This window comes from Paenibacillus sp. FSL R7-269 (assembly GCF_000517865.1).
GTDB lineage: Bacteria > Bacillota > Bacilli > Paenibacillales > Paenibacillaceae > Paenibacillus_AQ.
Map to the genome: position 1 here is coordinate 64,250 of NZ_ASPS01000144.1, position 17,522 is coordinate 81,771.

Genomic DNA, 17,522 nt, shown 5'->3' on the forward strand with positions numbered 1-17,522 from the left:
GCATCATGCGCCTTGGGAACCGCCTTTACAGATTTAAACCTCGTATAACGCTGTGGCGTGCGTGTGTTAGTTAATGAATTGCAGCGACTTCAAGGTCTTCTCCAGCATCGTAGCTGCTTCTGCACGGGTAGCCAGCTTCGCCGGAGCGAACGCACCATCAGGGGTTCCCTGAATGATGCCTGCTGAGGCGATCTCTGCTACCGCTGCTCTGGACCAGGCCGGGATGCTTGAGGCATCGCGGAATTTAGCCAGTACAGCCGGATCAGACGTCAGGGTCTTGCCGGTGTATTTCATGGCTTTGGACAGAACGGCTGCCATCTCCTGCCGGGTAATCGGACTGCCCGGCTTGAAGCTGCCGTCCGTGTATCCGGTAATCAGACCTGCGGCAGCGGCTGTCTGTACAGCTTCTGTGTACCAGGAGCCTGCGCTAATATCCTTGAAGGGGGTTCCCGGAGCAGCCGGGGCAAGGCCCAGGGAACGGGTAATCAACGCTGCGAACTCTGCCCGTGTTATGGACTGTGCAGGCGAGAAAGCGGCGGGGCTGGTGCCGGTAATCACCAGCTTCGAGGCCAGCAGTTCAATGGCGGATTGTGCCCAGTGCCCGGTAGTGTCACCGAAGGTCTTGGACGACTTCACCACAGTATAATAGCTGTTGCTGTTGCGCTTAATCGTTACTTCCGTATGTCCGTCTGCCGGACTACCAAAGACCGAAGGCACGAAGGATAGCTTACCTTTGGCCGGGTCAAAGGCGACACCAGTCGCACCCTTAGCATCAACTGCACCAGTGGCCGTGATTGTCCGCTTCACATAAGTGCTGCCGAAGGTGTTCAGCGGAACGCTGGTGGTACCTGCCTGGGCACTGATGCTGAATTCAATGACGGGCGCAGCAACAGTGATCGTACCTGCCTGCGCGGCGATGGCCTTGTTCAGGCTGTCCAGTATAGCGGTATCTGCCTGAAGCAATGAGACAGTAATTGTGAAATCACTGGTGCCAAGCCGTGCGGCCAGAGCCGTTCCGTTAATTAGACTCAGCGGCAGGGAGTAGGAAGCACCGCCGGTAGAGATGAAGGTCAACACTGTGTCGGGTTGTGCCGCCGCCTGCTGCACCAGCACACTGCCTGGCAGCACAGCCTGCGCGCCGCCTGCTGAAGCCGTGAGCGGGAGCTTCAGCTCATTAGTACCGGCGGGCAAGGCTGCAAACTGAGCGGTGAGATCCGCTGCAGTAAACGTGGTAACCTGCGGCGCTGCTCCCGTGCTTGGAGCAGGGGTGGCCGATGGCGTTGCTGTAGGAGTCACTCCCCCGGTTCCACCCGGATTAGATCCGCCCGGATTGGTGGTTGGTGCTGGTGTTGTAGTCGGACTTGGGTTTGGAACGGCGCCCTTCAGATCGGTGATCCGTCCTTCAACGCTGGAAGTCACCTGGAGGTGCTTCTTCAGATAGGCCAGCAGAACTTCGAAGTCAGGAAGACCCAGCTCGTAATAACGTCCGTCCGCCTTGGCTGAGGCCAGTGCACGGTAGAAGTCCCCGCCGCCTGCCATGAAGGAATTCGTAGACAGAATATAATAGCCTGCCGGATCAATCGGCAGATAAGACCCGTTCGCCTGTTTGATTTCAACGGAGATTATGCGTTCTCCCGCTTGCGTGACCTTGCCGGTTAATGAATCGATAATCTCCGGCTTCTTGGTAGAGTCATACGTGTATTTCATCCCCGAGACATGGGCGAAACGTCCCTGATCGGACTCCAGCCCGCTGACTGCGTTCTCCAGGGAGGAGATGATCTCTGCGCCGGTAACCTTCAGGGCTGCCAGACTGTTATTGAATGGGAGTGTGGTCAACACCTCACCCATCGTAATATCGCCCTTGTCAATCGCTGCACGAATGCCTCCGCCGTTCTGGATGGCGACGATGCCTTTGATCGTACTTTGGTCCTCCTTGGATACGAAGTTAGGCATTAGCTCGGTTACTTTCTCCGCAATACTGTCAGCAATCATATTGCCGATTGGCGTCTCTTCCTTACGCACCACGCGTACGGATTTCCCGTCAATGTCGCGGTTGGTGTAAAGGTCAACGTCCGAGTAGCCTACAACCTGGCTTCGAACCGTTGCCAGTTCGGCATCGTACGGGGCAAGAATTTTTTTGGCAGCAGCATCTTCACCGAACAGATTGACATCCAGCAATTTGCCCTGATAAGCCTTGACCTCGCCATCCTTATCGAAGGTAACGTCAAGCTCACCCAGGAACTGGCTGTATTCACCAGTCTGCACAATCAGGACCTTCTTGTCCGTACCTGCAATCACCACAGGGGCTGGCGGGTTATCGATCTTCGTATGGGAATGTCCGCCGACAATAATGTCGATCCCCGGAACGGCCTTGGCCAGCTCCTGATCCACAGTGTACCCCAGATGGGTGACGGCAATAATCTTGTTGATGCCCTGGGCTTCAAGCGCCTGGACGGTCCGCTTTGCACTTTCTACATGATCCTTGAAAATAATCTTATCACCAGGAGACGCGAGGCCTACAGTATCCTCAGTCGTCAAGCCGAAGATTCCGATCTTCTCTCCATATACGTCCTTGATGACGGAAGGATAGATGTGACCGTCTTTGGCAGTACTTTTGGACTCATCCGTCTTAAGAATACCAGTCATCTCTTGATAGAGATCAGCAAGCTCACTATTCTTGGTAGTGAAATCAATGTTGGAGCTGGCAAAAGGGAACTTGGCCGCCGTCACGAAATTCCGCAGGATTTCCGGATTCTCCTTGTTCATGTCAAACTCATGATTGCCGAAGGTCATCGCATCATAGCCGATATTATTCATGAACTTGATGTCTGCCTGACCCTTGAACTGGTTGAAATACAGGGTTCCGGAGAAGACGTCACCCGCATCCAGCAGTACCGTATTGCCTGTCCGTTCGCTGCTGATGGCGGAGGTCCGCTTGGTGATATTCTCCAGATGGCTATGGGTATCGTTCGTATGCAGGACCCGCAGATTGAAATCTGCCCCGCCGAAATCAATCTGTGCGAGCAGCGGATCATGGTCACTGATCCGGATGCCGTCGGCATCCGATACAGTGCCCTTCGGATAATCTCCCGGATCTGCAAAATCGGCATTAATATGCACGATATCAAGCTTGCTGGCAGAAGCCAGCCGGTTATTGACGAGGATATGATCCAGCGTCTGGGAGTTGCCCTGGAAGTTGTAGGAATACCGTTCATTCAGCGGCAGGGTACTTACAAGATTCGTAAGCGCACTGCCCTTGAGGATATTAAGCGTGTCTGAGAACTGGAAGTCATTCAGATCGCCGAGCACGACAAGATTGGCCTCAGGATTCTTCTGAAGCACATCCTCAGCGAAGCTGCCTACTACCTTGGCGATCTTGGCCCGCTGAACTTCAGTCGAGAAGACCGGAGGCTGAACGGAACCGAACAGATAGTTGTCGCTGCTCTTGGAGTTGAAGTGATTAGCAATTACGATGATTTCTTTGCCCCCGAAAAGGAACTCGGCAGCCAGCGGCTTGCGCGACTCCTTGAAGGCCTCATTGCCCGGATCAATGCGGCCCGGATTCAGGCTTAGGCCAGAGCCGGCGGCATAGCTTACAGCGTCTGTAGCTGTACCGGGTGTGCCCGGCTTCAGAGTGACGCGGTTCATATTGTATAGGAAGCCGGAGCGGATATTGCCGTCCGGAACGCCGCCATCCTGGTTGTTCTGCGGTGCGATATCCGTGTAACCATAGTTAGATGCACCGCCGTCAATGGCAGCAATGGCAGCAATCAGCGCTTTGTAGTTCTCGCTGGCATCCGTTCCGCTTTTGCCGGTTCCATCGTTATCCTGTACTTCTGTCAGGCCAACGATGTCCGGTGTTTTGAGATTGAGTACAATATCTTTGGCGACATTGGTGATTTTGGCAGGATCATTGTGCTGGGAGAAGTTCTCAATGTTAAAAGAAGCGATGTTCAGCTTATCCGCATCTCCCGGGGAGAGCGAGGTCACTTCTCTCTTCAGCTTGCTTGGGGAGACATCCGGCAGGCCGTCTGTTTCCGTAGAAATCAGGAATTTGCCGTAATCATAGGTCAGAATACCGGTGACATTGCCCAAGAATTGTTGGCCTGTAGTGAGTACCGGAGCGGTCTTCACCGAGAGAATCAGGCGCTGCGGGTTAAAGTCGGCACCCGTCAATACCAGTCCACCGGCAGGGGAAGTCACTTCAGTCGTGTTGCCTGTACCGTTGACGGTCACCACTGGGATTTCAAAAGTACTGCTGGAAGCATAGTAGACTGCAGGGCCCACGGTGGTCGGCTTGGCAAGCTCCAGACGCATGCCTTCCAGGCTCTCATAGAAGTCGATGGCATCGGTGGCGGGCTCGAACTTAGCCGGGTTCAGGCCGTCATCGTCGATTACAGCCGTTGGGATGAGGCGTCCGCCGGTGCCCAGCAGGGTTGGGGCCGGAAGCGGATTGCCGCTGCTGACAACCGTTGTCTGGCTGGCTGTAATCTGAGTGGTGGGTAACTGTCCCGAGCGGCCGAATTCTTTGACAACGCCGTCTACCGTGACAGCATCGCCTGGTTTAACGGCAATGCTTTTTCCCTTCTGATAGATTTGAATGGCTTCCGAGGTCTTGATATCGTTATCCATATCAGCGGCCGCAGACTGGATATAGAAGCTGTCCGCATCCTTGATGTAGGTAACAATTCCTTTGACGTCAACGACCGTTGCGTCCAAGTAAGGTGAGATATGTCCTGCGCCTTGAATCTGGTTAATCTTCAGACCTGCCAGTGCAGGAGAGACGCTGTATTCAAAAGTGGATGTGGGACCTTTCTCAGAATCGGGTAATGAGGCATAAGCTGTAATCTTAAGCGAGGTAATATCGGAGTGAACGGTGATTGGGGCAGTATACAACTGGTCTGCCACTTCTGCTGTAGTACTCTTGTTGGCGTAGACGCTGTAGTACACGCTTGCCGTTACAGAGGTGTTTAAAGTAATCTTTGACCCTGTACCGATCTTAGTGCCTGAGACAGGGGATGCAGTAACGGGGGGAGCTTGGGTGGCCGCAGTGGCCGCAACCATATCGGCTGCTATAATCGGCTCTGCCGAGGCCGTCCCTGAGCCTGTGGACATTCCCGGGAAGATCCCGGTTAATAGCAATGCTGCCGCCAGGAATAGACTGAGCGGCTTCCTGCATTGTGAAGAAAGTTTCATGTGAGTATACCTCCCCATAAAATATCATTCGTACTCTATTATAATAGAGATAATATGAATCTAGCGCAATTTTTCGTCAATATTTGTTAAACTTGCATAAAATCATGGTTGGAAATGATGAAATAAATAAAAGTTTAATATATTTCATGGGGAATTAGTTATGTTTTCTGAAAAACATGTAAACTATATGTTATTTATATGCTAAAAAACGGCGGTCCCCTACTAAGTGAGGGAAGCGCCGGTTATTGTTGTTTTTGCTGTTAAAGAAACTATGATCATCAATCCACTTCCCCTCAACTCTTCTATGCACACATTATCCACCACAAACGGATGGTGCGCGGGCGAATGTAGGCAAAAAACCGATTACAATGTGCTGTCGGAGGGTGCGTGGGTTGGATGTAGTCGAAAAACTGATTACAATGCGTTGGCGGGAAGGTGCATGGGCCGATTGAACTCCGAGGTGAAGAAAAGGGGCATTAGTGCCCCTGAATGTACCCAATGTAAGCAGAAAGAGCAAAATCAGGGGCAGTACTGCCCCTGATTTTGCAGGATGTGGGTCAAAGGAGCGATAGAAGGAGCACTAATGCCCCTGAATTCGCCGGGTACCCCCAGAAGTGGGCGGATAGGTAGCCAATGGATAAGGTTAGGTTGCTTTACCTAGCTTCAATCCGCTCCGTCCCACCCATATAAGGCCGCAGTGCCTGTGGGATATAGATCGAACCATCCTCCTGCTGGTGGTTCTCCAGCAGCGGGATCAGGATGCGCGGCGTGGCCACCGCTGTGTTGTTCAGGGTATGGCAGTATTGCAGCCGCCCGTCTTCATCACGGTAGCGGATGCCCGAGCGGCGGGCCTGGAAGTCGAGCAGATTGGAAGCCGAGTGGGTCTCCCCGTAAGCTTCTCTGCCCGGCATCCAGGTCTCAATGTCATACTGCTTGTGGGTCTTCATCGCCATGTCTCCGCTACAGACGGCGACTACCCGGTAAGGCAGCTCCAGCAGCTGAAGAATATGCTCGGCATTGCCGAGAATCTCCTGGAGCATCTGCTCCGATTCTGCCGGATCGTTCTTACACATGACCACCTGCTCGATTTTCGAGAACTGGTGGACCCGGTACAGCCCGCGCACATCGCGGCCGGCCGAACCCACCTCGCGGCGGAAGCAGGCCGACATCCCGGCCAGGCGCAGCGGCTGCTCCAGCTCCAGAATCTCATCGCTGTACAGCGAGACCAGCGACACTTCCGAGGTCCCGGCCAGCCAGCGCTTCTCGCCAGTCAGTTCGTAGGTCTGTTCCCGGCCGCCGGGGAAGAACCCGGTCCGCTCCAGCGCCTCCGGGCGGACGATCACGGGCACATCCATGACGCTGAAGCCGCGCTGCATCAGTACATCCAGCGCCAGCCGCTGCACGGCCAGGTGCAGCAGGAGTCCGGCCCCCTTCAGCACATAGCTGCGGGGCCCTCCGGCCTTGACGCCGCGCGGAAGGTCCATAATGTCGTGCAGCTCTCCGAGCTCGACATGGTCCCGCGCGCGGAACCCGAAGACCGGCGGCGCGCCATGCCGCCGCAGCTCCACATTCGCGCTGTCATCCGGTCCGATCGGCGTATCCGCCGATACAGGATTCGGCGCGAGGAGCATCAGCTCGCTGCAGCGCTGCTCCGCATCCAGAAGCTCCGCCTCCAGCCGCGCCAACTCGCTGAGGGTCCCCCGCACCTGCGCCTTCACTTGCTCGGCGCCTTCATGGTCGCCCCCGCGCAGCAGGCGCTCGACCTCCTTGGTCAGCGCGTTGCGCTCCGCCCGGCGCTGCTCGGTCTCCCGGCGGGCCAGCCGCCGCCGGTCATCCCACTGCAGAAGTTCCTCCAGGGGGAACTTCAATCTTTTCCACTCGGCCGTCTTCCGTACAATGTCCTCATTCTCCCTGATCCAATTCATATCCAACATCTGCATCCGCTCCTTAAGTGTGGGTAAAAAAACGCAAAAAACGCCCTCATCCATGGGACGAGGAGCGTCAGCTCGCGGTGCCACCCAGGTTGACCTCATTCACGTATAGCAGCTATGCAGCGCGGAATCAGGCCCTCTTTGGTCTTCGCGGTAACGGGCGAAACCCGGTAAACTTAGGGAACAGGAAGCTGCTCCGGTCGCAGACGCCTCGCGGTTGGATGCCGGTCGTTGGCCTGGTGGGGGTATAGGTTTGCCGTTTATTATAACCAGAGCGGCAGCGGTTTGCAAGCATAAGAGGGGTTTGACAATATTCCTTGTACTCTGCTAGGATTATTACTAATTTAAAGTATTGGCGCCCGGCGAAGCAGCCCGGCCCATCCTATCTTGCGGACGGAAGAGGTGCGGAAATGGCCAAAATAGTCGTAATTAACGGAACACCCTCTCTGGTCTCACGGATTAATGCCGTGATTGAGTATGCAGAGAGTGCCCTGCGTGAACGCGGGTATGAAGTGGAGCGGATCAATGTCGCTGAGCTTCCGGCGGAGGATCTGATTCACACCAAGTTCGAGAGTGAAGCCATCGTCAAGGCGAATGGGATCGTGGCGGAAGCCGATGCGGTAATCGTCGTCAGTCCGGTATATAAGGCTTCTTACACGGGAGTGCTGAAGACCTTCCTGGATCTGGTGCCGCAAAAAGGGCTGGCCGGCAAAATCGTCCTGCCGCTCTTCATGGGCGGAAGTCTCGCGCATCTGCTGGCGATTGACTATGCGCTGAAGCCGGTACTGTCCGTACTTGGCGCCCGCTACATTCTTGGCGGCGTCTACGCCGTAGACTCCCAGGCAGTGCGTAACGACCAGGGCGTAGTTGAGCTGGCTGAGGAGCTGAAGCTTCGCCTGGACAGCGTGCTGGAAGAGCTGGCGGAAGAGACGGAGCATAAGGTGGGGCGCAAGGCAGGGCAATCAGCAGCCGTAGAATAACGTTAGGCTGCCGGCTCCATTTGCCGCCCGGTACAATCAAAAGGCACTACACTACCCGAATGCGGGAGTGTAGTGCCTTTTTGTATGGGGATTTCATACCCCTTGAAAGCTCAGCTCCGGCTCCCACAGTACGACCCTATCTCCCGCCAGACTCGCCGGAATATCAATGATCCGCTGGTTGCTGCTTCCCCGGTAGGAGAGGGTAAGGTCTTTGAGCTCTTCGACGAACCGTCCGTCGATCACGACCTGGCACAAGGCCAGCAGATTCCATTCCGCAGAGCCCGGTGAAGCCGTAAGCTCCTCGTACGTATAGCCGGTATAGATCCAGATTGGGAAGTCCGGCAGCTCCGCGCGCAGCTCGTGAATGAAGTCTGCAGCCTCCTCAGCCGAGAAAAAAGGGTCCCCTCCCGCAAGCGTCAAGCCGTCCAGCAGCGGATTGCCTGCAATTTCCTCTATAATCTCCCGCCGCCGCTCCGGGGTAAAGACCTCCCCGTAATTAAAGTTCCAGGTCTTTGGGTTGAAGCAGCCCGGGCAGCGGTGGCGGCAGCCGCTGAAGAAGAGGACGGCCCGCAGGCCTTCCCCTTCATTGATCGACTCCGGGTAATATCCGCAGATGTTCATAGATGCTTAACACGGTCCCGGACTTCGGCTTGCTTGGCAGCATTGAAGCGGGTCTGGTAGTCACCGGTCAGATACCCGGTAACCCGGCGCAGACGGCGGATATGGGTGGTATCCTCATGGGCATTGCAGGTCGGGCAATTCGTGCCGATAACCCCTTCATAGCCGCAGCCGGAGCAGCGGTCAATCGGATGATTAATGCTGAAGTAGCTGATGTCCTGCTCCAGCGCGTATTTGATGATTTTGACGAAGGCTGACGGGTTGCTCCGGGCATTGCCGTTCAGCTCGACATAGGAGATCGCTCCGGCGTTGCAATGTTCATGGAACGGAGCTTCCAGGCTGATCTTCTTAGCTGCGCTTAGTTCATAATAGACCGGAATGTGGAACGAGTTCGTATAGTATTCACGGTCCGTTACCCCAGGGATAGAGCCGAGTACTTTGCGGTCGATCTTGGTGAACTTGCCGGAGAGACCTTCGGCTGGCGTTGCAAACAAGGTGATATTGAGGTTAAGCTCCTCGCTCTTGCGGTCGCAATATTCACGCATATGGCGGACGATAGCAACAGCCTTGGCGTGAATCTCCATATCTTCGCCGTGGTGCTTGCCGTACATGGCTTTCATGCATTCAGCCATTCCAATGAAGCCCAGCGACAGACTGCCGTGCTTCAGCAGTTCGCCTACGCTGTCATCGGGGGCAAGCTGCTCGCCGCCTTCCCAGACGCCTTCACGCATCATGAAATCGGAGGCTTTGGCCTTCTGGGAAGCCTGGATACGGAAGCGGTGCAACAGGCCGTCCAGTGCAATATCCATATAGTGATTGAGGTCGTCGAAGAATCCTGCTTCGTCAGCAGCGAGGCGGCGGCCGGTTATCGTGCCGTGGGCCAGTCCAAGACGCACCAGGTTGAGCGTGTTGAAGGACAGGTTGCCTTTGCCGGAGCAGTGGTTGCGTCCGAAGCGGTCGCTGAGTACACGGGTCCGGCAGCCCATCGTAGCGAACTCGGTATCCGGGTCAGCCGGATCATAATACTGCATGTTCAGCGGAGCGTCCAGATTGGCGAAGTTCGGATATAATCTGCGCGCCGAGCACTCGGCTGCCTTCAGGAACAGCTCGTAGTTAGGATCACCCGGTTGCTGGTTGATGCCTTGCTTGCATTTGAAAATCTGAATCGGGAACACCGGTGTCTCCCCGCTGCCCAGTCCGTTCATCGTAGCCGTTAGCAACGAGCTGATCACAAGCTGGCCCTCTGGTGAGGTGCAGGTGCCGTAGTTGATGCTGGTAAAAGGAATCTGGCCGCCGGAGCGGCTGGACATCGTATTCAGGTTATGTACCATACTCTCTGCGGCCTGCAGGGTCTCGCTCTGCGTCTCCTTCAGGGCAAAACGGAAGGCGCGCGGATACTGCTCAGCCAGATCGCTGCGGCTCATCGTAATCTCCCCAAGTGCAGAACCCTCTGCATTCTCCTCGAAATACTCCAGACCTTTGCGGAAGAGCTTGGAGAAGGATTTGGTAACATAAGGGGCCAGGTCATAATCCAGCTTATTGGCGGATACGCCGCCGTACTGCGCATTCTGCTGTGACTGGAAAATAATCGCCACCAGCGACATCGCCGTCATAATCGAGTTAGGAGGCCGTACACTGCCGTTGCCGGTGTTGAAGCCTTCACGGAGAAGCCGTTCGAACGGAATGAAGATGCAGTTCGTGGTTCCAATGGCGTATTGATCAAGGTCATGTACATAGACGACATTATCCAGGGTAGCCTGTACCAGCTGTGGCGGCATGGTGAAATTGCGTGCATACCATTTGGAGTATTCACTGCCGAACTTGCTCATTTTGCCGGAGAAGCTCTCCCCGTTCAGGTTGGCGTTCTCGCGCAGCAGATCCAGATCCCGGCTGTCGATAATATCCCGTCCCAGATGAATGACCTCTTCCAAAAGATCCTCCTGTGCAGCTTGTCCTTCGTTATAACGTTTCTCCAGCAGCGTCATTATATAACTCTCTCCTCTCGGGTATTGTAAGCGTAATATGTAATATAGATAGAATGGTCAGGACATCAGTAAAAAAGCACCCCCGGCCGGGAAGGCCGGAAATGCCCGAATGCATGATGCAAAGATCCGGTAAGCGGAAATTTGCCTGTGGTCTGGGTGGAACATACGAGCAGACACGGGGCAAATAGCTTACGCCCGTTCTTGTATATTCCGCAGAGCCGATACCTGAAGATAATCCCCGATCGTCCTCAGGTATCGGCAGCCTATGGCCCGATTGACGGAAGGCTAACTCTGCTATGGCAGGCCGCATACGGACACCTCCCCTGTTCCTCGCAGGAGTCTAAGCGGTGCCACCGAAACAGGCAGGTCTCCTGGCTTCCGGCAACTCCTCCGGCGCCTTCCCGGGGGGCTTATTCAGCCCCTTAGTGGCAATTAGCCGGAGAATGCGGCCCTGGGGGCATCGCGCCCTGGGAGCATCCGGTTACAGTGGCGGGACCGCAGCGGTTTTGCACCGCGCTTCCCTATTAAGTCGCACCTCTATTACAAGGGGTGAAACACCCGTTTCTACTATATTTTGTTGTGATCTATTAAAGCTACCGCAATATATTGTGTTTGTAAATGTTTTTTTGCAATCCCGCACGGGGAGCGGGTTCGGCGCTTTTACTCACAGCTGATCCACAGTTAGTCCACAGGTAATCCACAACTTTCCTCCGAATCTGCCGTGAATGTTTCATAAAATCTCCGAAAATACGCCACAAAGAATCCATAAATAGAGTGCGTCTAATCCTGGTAATTATTTTGACGGATATTAATAGAATAGAGAGGGGTGGCAGGTGATTTGTGGCAAGCTTGGCGAAGCGTTACAATAAGAGGATAAGTAAGAGGCAGGAACAACAGATAATTAGGAGGGAGATCACAATGGCAATTGGCGAAGTGACCGTTATTCCGATTGGGACAGGCAGCACCAGCCTCAGCAGCTATGTGGCCGAGATGCAGCGCGTGCTGGAGACGGTGGAGGGCATTACCTATGAGCTAACTTCTATGGGTACAATTATTGAGGGACCGGTAGCGCGGATTCTGGCTGCGGTAGAAGCGCTGCATGAGTCGCCGTTCACCGCCGGGGCGCAGAGAGTCTCCACCTCGCTCAAGATCGACGACCGGCGCGACAAGACCTCCACCAGCCGCAGCAAGCTGGAATCCGTGGAGCGTAAGCTTCAGGGAGAGTAACCACTATAGTATCTAATCAGAATTAACCGATAAGGAGCGGATTCTTCATGACAGAAGCAGCACAGCAGATCGGAATTCAAATGTATACACTGCGTGACCAGACGGAACGCGATTTCCTCGGTACACTGGGCAAGGTGGCAGAGATGGGATACCAGGCAGTGGAATTCGCCGGTTATTTCGGTGTATCTGCAGGGGAACTGCGCCGTAAGCTGGATGAACTTGGCCTGGCTGCCCCTTCGGCGCATGTAGGTCTGGACTTCAGCAGTCTGGATAAGATGGAACAGGCATTAGCCAAAGAGATTGAATATGGTGTAGAGCTCGGACTGCAATATATGATCACCCCATCGGCACCGCTTCCGCAGAACCCTTCCATAGAGGATGTAACAAGAATCATTCCATTCCTGGAGAAGGCTTCCGCGATGGTCCGGGCGGCAGGGATGCAGTACGGTTATCACAACCATGATTATGAATTCGCAGAGGTTGACGGCAAGGCGGTCATCGATATCTGGCTGGAGCGGATTCCTGCGGAGCAGATGCTGGCAGAGTTCGATCTGGGCTGGGTACACAGAGGCGGAGCCAACCCGGCTCAATATGTTTCAAGGTACGCCGGACGTGTTCCGCTGGTCCACATTAAGGATTTCGGAGCCAACCAGGAGGAGACCGATCTCGGAAAAGGAGAGGTGGATTTCCAGAGCGTCTTCGAGATCGCGGAGCAGAGTGGAATTCTCTATTATATTGTGGAGCAAGAGGCCTATGAGGTATCCTCCCTTGCAAGCGCTAAGCTCGCGCTGGATTATTTCCGCGGGCTGGGGCTGATGCACGGCTGAGGACACAGCCGCCAGAGGAAAAAGGGGTTGCGTTTTCCGCTGGAAGAGTTATAATGTTTTTTGTTTGGCAGACTTCAGAGTCTGTAAGCTGGTGTAGCTCAGGGGTAGAGCAACGCACTCGTAATGCGTAGGCCGGGGGTTCAATTCCCTTCACCAGCATTCTTATGAATTAAGCTTAACGCGGCCTTCCGGTTCAGGGGACCGCGTTTTTTAATGGCGCACGGCCGAATGTATGCGAAAAACAGCATACATTATGCTCGTACGCAGCTAATTATTTTTTTCATAGATGGCCTTAGTAATTCTGAGTAAAAGGTATTCAACAGAGGAGGCGAGCTACAACTATGAAATGCCTGACCATTCGCCAGCCGTGGGCCACGTTAATTGCGCTGGGAGAAAAACAAATCGAAACCCGGACGTGGCGGACCGCCCACCGGGGGGAGTTAGCTATTCATGCCGGGATGCAGGTAAATAAAGCGATCTGCCGGACGGAGCCGTTCCAGTCGTTGCTTGCACGTCACGGCTACACTGCGGACAATCTGCCAACCGGCAAGATCATTGCAGTCAGCCGCATTGCGGATTGCTGTGAAATGACACCGGAGCTTGCGCAGCAAGGCTGGCCGGGTGGAAATGAATATGTATTCGGCAATTATGCCGAAGGAAGGTATGCCTGGAAGCTGGAGGAGGTTGTTCCGCTGGTACATCCCATACCTGCCAAGGGACGTCTGGGGTTCTGGGAATATCCTGTGCTGGAAGAGGAATTGTGAATTTCCTGACGATATTTTGAAGAAAAATTGCTCCGGATTGGCTGCCGGCTGGTATAATTGGGATATTCGGCGGGAAATCTTCCTATATATAAGGATAGTTGTGCTCTGAGGCGGTCTACCGCTGGAGAGGGGCAGGAATGCCGGGAAGGGGCGTATGCATAATAGATGGGAAGCCTTCTAATTGCATGGCTTTGTATGCTTTGTTTGTTTCTTGCGTTCAGGGATCAGGTCAGCCGTAGAATCTTGTACCCGGTAGCTGTGGTGGTTATATGCGGCACGTTGGGGTATTGGACGTTGTTAATGTAATTGCATCCGGGTGATCATTTAATGCAGAAGTCTTCCGCTTGCGGCAGGCTTCTTTGTTATCCTTGCTTCGGGCCGCCCTGCGCCGTCTTCTCCATACCCAGATACCTGTGCATATGCAGAGTGGCCTGGGCGGCAATCACGTCATCCAGCAGCAGCATCCGCTCGTGATAACCCCTGCAGACGAATTTGGCTTCAACACCCGCCTCCAGCCGATTCTGTTCATAGACCCTCAGACCACGGGCGCGCATCCCGGCACGGACCTCCCGCAGATCGGCAGAAACGGCATGGACTGCCCTCTGGATGACCTCCAGATAAGGCGCAGGCGTGCGAAGCTCTGAGGATATAGCAGAAGCATCGCGCTCGAAGGCGGATAGAATAAGCGGCAGCAAAATATAGGATTTGACCAGCAGGTTATCCTGGCTCTCTGCTCTATGCATCCCTCTCAACCCCTCAAAGAGAACGTATATTCGCATTGTAACTCATCCTTCAAAAAATAATCAATGGGTTTTATAAATTAACTCAAATAATGTGACATTTTTCACAATAAAATCAAATGAATTATTTTATATTAAAATTGAAATATTAAAGATTGAAAAATAAATCAGCTCAAAGGAGAATGGCAATGAGTCATGAAGGAAGTCTCCGCCGTGGTTTAGTATTCGGGATCATTCTAAGTGTTCCGCTCTGGGTATCAATGATTGGCTGGATTCAGCTGTTTGGGTCCGCCTAGGCGACATTTTATTCAAAATATATGAATTCTATTAGCAGGTGTCGTCCTTATGGGCGGCACTTTTTTTCGGGGCTAAGATTCCCATAAATAGGGGGGATTACATTGAACAGAAGCGAAATGGGAGGGGAGATGGGCTTCGGGTGATAAAAATAGGACAAATGCATCAAATTTTAATAATATAAATTGATATAATTATAGAAAAGCGGGATAAACGGCTACAGCCAATTCTCTGATTTCTCGACTTTTTTCGTCAATAGATAAAAAAGAGACTCGTCTCTTAACCCTTATGGTACAAGGGATCAAAGAGGAACCTTCGCAAAAAATAATTTCAAAAAATATACTGGGAATGGATTGACAACAGGGTGGGGGAGCGGATAAACTAAAATAGTACAAAAGTAACAAATGTCATAGACTCAACAACGAATTTACATAAGCAAATCTCAATTTCATACCGAAATCATGTACAAACGCAAACCGTATCGAAAGAACGGGACGCAAAGTCAGGAATCTACTGTCTCTAAAGTTGAGGCTAGGGTCGTCCGGCCGCCGTGAAGCTAACCCTTCGTGGCGGTCTTTTTGTTGTTATAGTTGCGTGACAGATTCATAGAATAGTAACTAGGAGGTGTGGACTATTGAAAAAAAGAGTGCGTAAAACAGCCGCCATCATTATGGCTGGCCTATTGACCTTATCCAGTGCTTTTACGTGGGGGACGGATGTTAGAGCAGCTTCAGGGGTGCCGTATACGCCAACACCGGTTTTAGGAGTCGCAGGGAATTTTAATGCTTTTATCCTCGGGGATTTTGCACAGAGCAATGATCAGATTGAGGGCCGCCTGGCAGCGGCAGGGAACATTACCCTCTCCGGAGGTTACGGAGTAGCAAGAGCATACAGTGGTGCTGCGCCGACGGATGTACTTGTGGCCGGTAAGAATTTTGTACATTCAGGCAGTGGAGAGATCTATGGAAATGTGGTATTTGGGGATAGCTTTACAGCCAATGAGCCTGGTGTCAACATTAGAGGCGGGAAGAAAAATGCCAGCCCGATTGATTTTGCAGCCGAGCGGGAGTTTCTAATCTCGCGTTCCACAGAGTATGGGGCCTTGGCCGACACGAATGAGATTGGCAATAATCATTATGGACAGCTTACGATAAATGCACCAGATCGCTTCAATGTGGTTCATCTGGATGCCGCGACACTGGCGAGTACGAATTATATTCAGTTCAACATTGCCCAGAACGCTACGCTGATTATTAATATAAGCGGGCCTACAGTCAATGTGCCGAGCTTTTCAATGAAGGACGGCAGAGCCAGTCAAGTATTGTTCAACTTTTACGAAGCCTCTGAGGTGAATATCGCTTATACCTCATTCTACGGGACGATCCTCGCACCTAGAGCGGATGTTCATTATGCCGGAGCAGAGCTTTACGGGACCCTGATTGCAAAATCTTTTCGCGGCGGGGTTGAGATGCACCTTGGGATGTACGAGGGAGAGGGGCCGCCGCCGAGTCCGACGCCGACCGCAACGCCGACCCCTAGTCCATCACCGACACCAACTGTGAAGCCTACACCGACGGTAACGCCGACACCGACTGTGAAGCCAACACCGACGGTAACGCCAACACCGACGGTAACACCAACACCGACAGTAAAACCAACACCGACGGTAACGCCGACACCGACTGTGAAGCCTACACCAACGGTAACGCCAACACCGACAGTGAAGCCTACACCGACCATAAAACCGTCACCTACACCTGTGTGCACTCCAACTCCAAAGCCGACACCAACCGTGAAGCCGACGCCAACGCCGACTGTGAAGCCGACGCCAACACCGACAGTGAAGCCGACGCCAACACCAACCGTGAAGCCAACGCCAACACCAACCGTGAAGCCAACGCCAACACCAACCGTGAAGCCAACGCCAACACCGACAGTGAAGCCAACACCAACGCCAACAGCGGTGCCAACACCAACGCCAACAGCGGTGCCAACACCAACGCCAACAGCGGTGCCAACACCAACGCCAACGGCAGAGCCAACACCAACGCCAACAGCGGTACCGACACCAACGCCAACAGCGGTGCCAACACCAACGCCAACAGCGGTGCCAACACCAACACCAACGGCAGTACCGACACCAACGCCAACAGCGGTGCCAACACCAACGCCAACAGCGGTACCGACACCAACGCCAACAGTGGTACCGACACCAACGCCGACAGAAGTGCCGACACCAACGCCGACGGTAGAGCCGACACCAACGCCGACAGTTGAGCCGACACCAACACCGACAGCAGTGCCGACACCAACACCAACGGTAGAACCGACACCAACGCCGACAGCAGTGCCGACACCAACGCCGACGGTAGAGCCGACACCAACGCCGACACCGACACCGACGCCAACGCCGACACCAACACCGACGGTAGAACCAACGCCGACACCGACACCAACACCGACGGTAGAACCAACGCCGACGCCAACGCCGACACCAACACCGACGGTAGAACCAACGCCGACACCGACACCAACACCGACGGTAGAACCAACGCCGACGCCGACACCAACACCGACGGTAGAACCAACGCCGACGCCGACGCCGACACCAACACCGACGGTAGAACCAACGCCGACGCCAACGCCGACGGTAGAACCAACACCGACGGTAGAACCAACGCCGACGCCGACACCAACACCGACGGTGGAACCAACACCGACACCAACACCGACGGTAGAACCAACGCCGACACCGACGCCGACACCAACACCGACGGTAGAACCAACGCCGACGCCAACGCCGACACCGACACCAACACCGACGGTAGAACCAACGCCGACGCCGACACCAACACCGACGGTGGAACCAACACCGACACCAACACCGACGGTAGAACCAACGCCGACACCGACGCCGACACCAACACCGACGGTAGAACCAACGCCGACACCGACGCCGA

10 protein-coding genes, 1 tRNA gene and 2 riboswitches are annotated in these 17,522 nt (G+C 54.1%); of the genes, 6 read left to right on the forward strand and 5 right to left on the reverse strand.

The annotated features are described in order from the left end of the window. Window positions 1-66 precede the first annotated feature (66 nt). Together C162_RS32880 and serS are read right to left on the reverse strand one after the other, a co-directional pair. Complete coding sequence (locus C162_RS32880) at window positions 67-5,196, reverse strand: S-layer homology domain-containing protein (protein WP_051494112.1); 5,130 nt, start codon at window positions 5,194-5,196, stop codon at window positions 67-69. A 653-nt stretch (window positions 5,197-5,849) separates the two neighbouring features. Further along, window positions 5,850-7,130 (reverse strand): serine--tRNA ligase, encoded by a 1,281-nt coding sequence (gene serS / locus C162_RS32885; protein WP_036702126.1) that lies wholly within the window; start codon window positions 7,128-7,130, stop codon window positions 5,850-5,852. Window positions 7,131-7,537: 407 nt separating this feature from the next. On the opposite strand from serS, the gene ssuE reads away from it, so the two are divergent. Beyond that, complete coding sequence (gene ssuE / locus C162_RS32890; RefSeq protein ID WP_036702127.1) at window positions 7,538-8,107, forward strand: NADPH-dependent FMN reductase; 570 nt, start codon at window positions 7,538-7,540, stop codon at window positions 8,105-8,107. Window positions 8,108-8,200: 93 nt separating this feature from the next. On the opposite strand, the gene nrdG is transcribed toward ssuE, so the two are convergent. Both nrdG and C162_RS32900 read right to left on the reverse strand, forming a co-directional pair. Further along, complete coding sequence (gene nrdG / locus C162_RS32895; protein ID WP_036702129.1) at window positions 8,201-8,728, reverse strand: anaerobic ribonucleoside-triphosphate reductase activating protein; 528 nt, start codon at window positions 8,726-8,728, stop codon at window positions 8,201-8,203. Beyond that, window positions 8,725-10,710 (reverse strand): anaerobic ribonucleoside triphosphate reductase, encoded by a 1,986-nt coding sequence (locus tag C162_RS32900; protein ID WP_036702130.1) that lies wholly within the window; start codon window positions 10,708-10,710, stop codon window positions 8,725-8,727. The genes nrdG and C162_RS32900 overlap by 4 nt, the downstream gene beginning before the upstream one ends. A gap of 344 nt (window positions 10,711-11,054) precedes the next feature. Beyond that, window positions 11,055-11,287: riboswitch (cobalamin riboswitch) on the reverse strand. 341 nt (window positions 11,288-11,628) lie between these two features. Between C162_RS32900 and C162_RS32905 the strand changes: the two genes are divergently transcribed. The 4 genes from C162_RS32905 (at window position 11,629) to C162_RS32920 (ending at window position 13,528) form a co-directional block, all read left to right on the forward strand. Then, the gene (locus C162_RS32905; protein WP_036702132.1) at window positions 11,629-11,937 is read left to right on the forward strand and encodes an MTH1187 family thiamine-binding protein; all 309 of its coding nucleotides are present in this window, start codon (window positions 11,629-11,631) and stop codon (window positions 11,935-11,937) included. Between the two features lie 47 nt (window positions 11,938-11,984). Continuing rightward, window positions 11,985-12,764 (forward strand): sugar phosphate isomerase/epimerase family protein, encoded by a 780-nt coding sequence (locus C162_RS32910; protein WP_036702134.1) that lies wholly within the window; start codon window positions 11,985-11,987, stop codon window positions 12,762-12,764. A gap of 87 nt (window positions 12,765-12,851) precedes the next feature. Further along, window positions 12,852-12,923: transfer RNA gene (locus tag C162_RS32915), tRNA-Thr, on the forward strand. 182 nt (window positions 12,924-13,105) lie between these two features. Next, window positions 13,106-13,528 carry an ASCH domain-containing protein gene (locus C162_RS32920; protein WP_036702135.1) on the forward strand — a complete coding sequence of 141 codons (423 nt, stop codon included), beginning with the start codon at window positions 13,106-13,108 and terminating at the stop codon, window positions 13,526-13,528. Window positions 13,529-13,890: 362 nt separating this feature from the next. Here the strand turns inward: C162_RS32920 and C162_RS32925 are convergent, their stop codons facing one another. Then, window positions 13,891-14,271 carry a hypothetical protein gene (locus tag C162_RS32925; RefSeq protein ID WP_051494113.1) on the reverse strand — a complete coding sequence of 127 codons (381 nt, stop codon included), beginning with the start codon at window positions 14,269-14,271 and terminating at the stop codon, window positions 13,891-13,893. Between the two features lie 751 nt (window positions 14,272-15,022). After that, a riboswitch (cyclic di-GMP riboswitch) is annotated at window positions 15,023-15,115 on the forward strand. A gap of 81 nt (window positions 15,116-15,196) precedes the next feature. Here C162_RS32925 and C162_RS36295 point away from each other — a divergent pair. Beyond that, window positions 15,197-17,522: choice-of-anchor A family protein (locus C162_RS36295; protein WP_156949768.1), on the forward strand; the 2,326-nt coding region annotated here is incomplete at its 3' end.

Excerpts from the sequence above, each read along its gene's own strand:
- C162_RS32880 (WP_051494112.1), bottom strand. The coding sequence starts at position 5,196 with ATGAAACTTTCTTCACAATGCAGGAAGCCGCTCAGTCTATTCCTGGCG.
- serS (WP_036702126.1), bottom strand. The coding sequence starts at position 7,130 with ATGTTGGATATGAATTGGATCAGGGAGAATGAGGACATTGTACGGAAG.
- ssuE (WP_036702127.1), top strand. The coding sequence starts at position 7,538 with ATGGCCAAAATAGTCGTAATTAACGGAACACCCTCTCTGGTCTCACGG.
- nrdG (WP_036702129.1), bottom strand. The coding sequence starts at position 8,728 with ATGAACATCTGCGGATATTACCCGGAGTCGATCAATGAAGGGGAAGGC.
- C162_RS32900 (WP_036702130.1), bottom strand. The coding sequence starts at position 10,710 with ATGACGCTGCTGGAGAAACGTTATAACGAAGGACAAGCTGCACAGGAG.
- C162_RS32905 (WP_036702132.1), top strand. The coding sequence starts at position 11,629 with ATGGCAATTGGCGAAGTGACCGTTATTCCGATTGGGACAGGCAGCACC.
- C162_RS32910 (WP_036702134.1), top strand. The coding sequence starts at position 11,985 with ATGACAGAAGCAGCACAGCAGATCGGAATTCAAATGTATACACTGCGT.
- C162_RS32920 (WP_036702135.1), top strand. The coding sequence starts at position 13,106 with ATGAAATGCCTGACCATTCGCCAGCCGTGGGCCACGTTAATTGCGCTG.
- C162_RS32925 (WP_051494113.1), bottom strand. The coding sequence starts at position 14,271 with ATGCATAGAGCAGAGAGCCAGGATAACCTGCTGGTCAAATCCTATATT.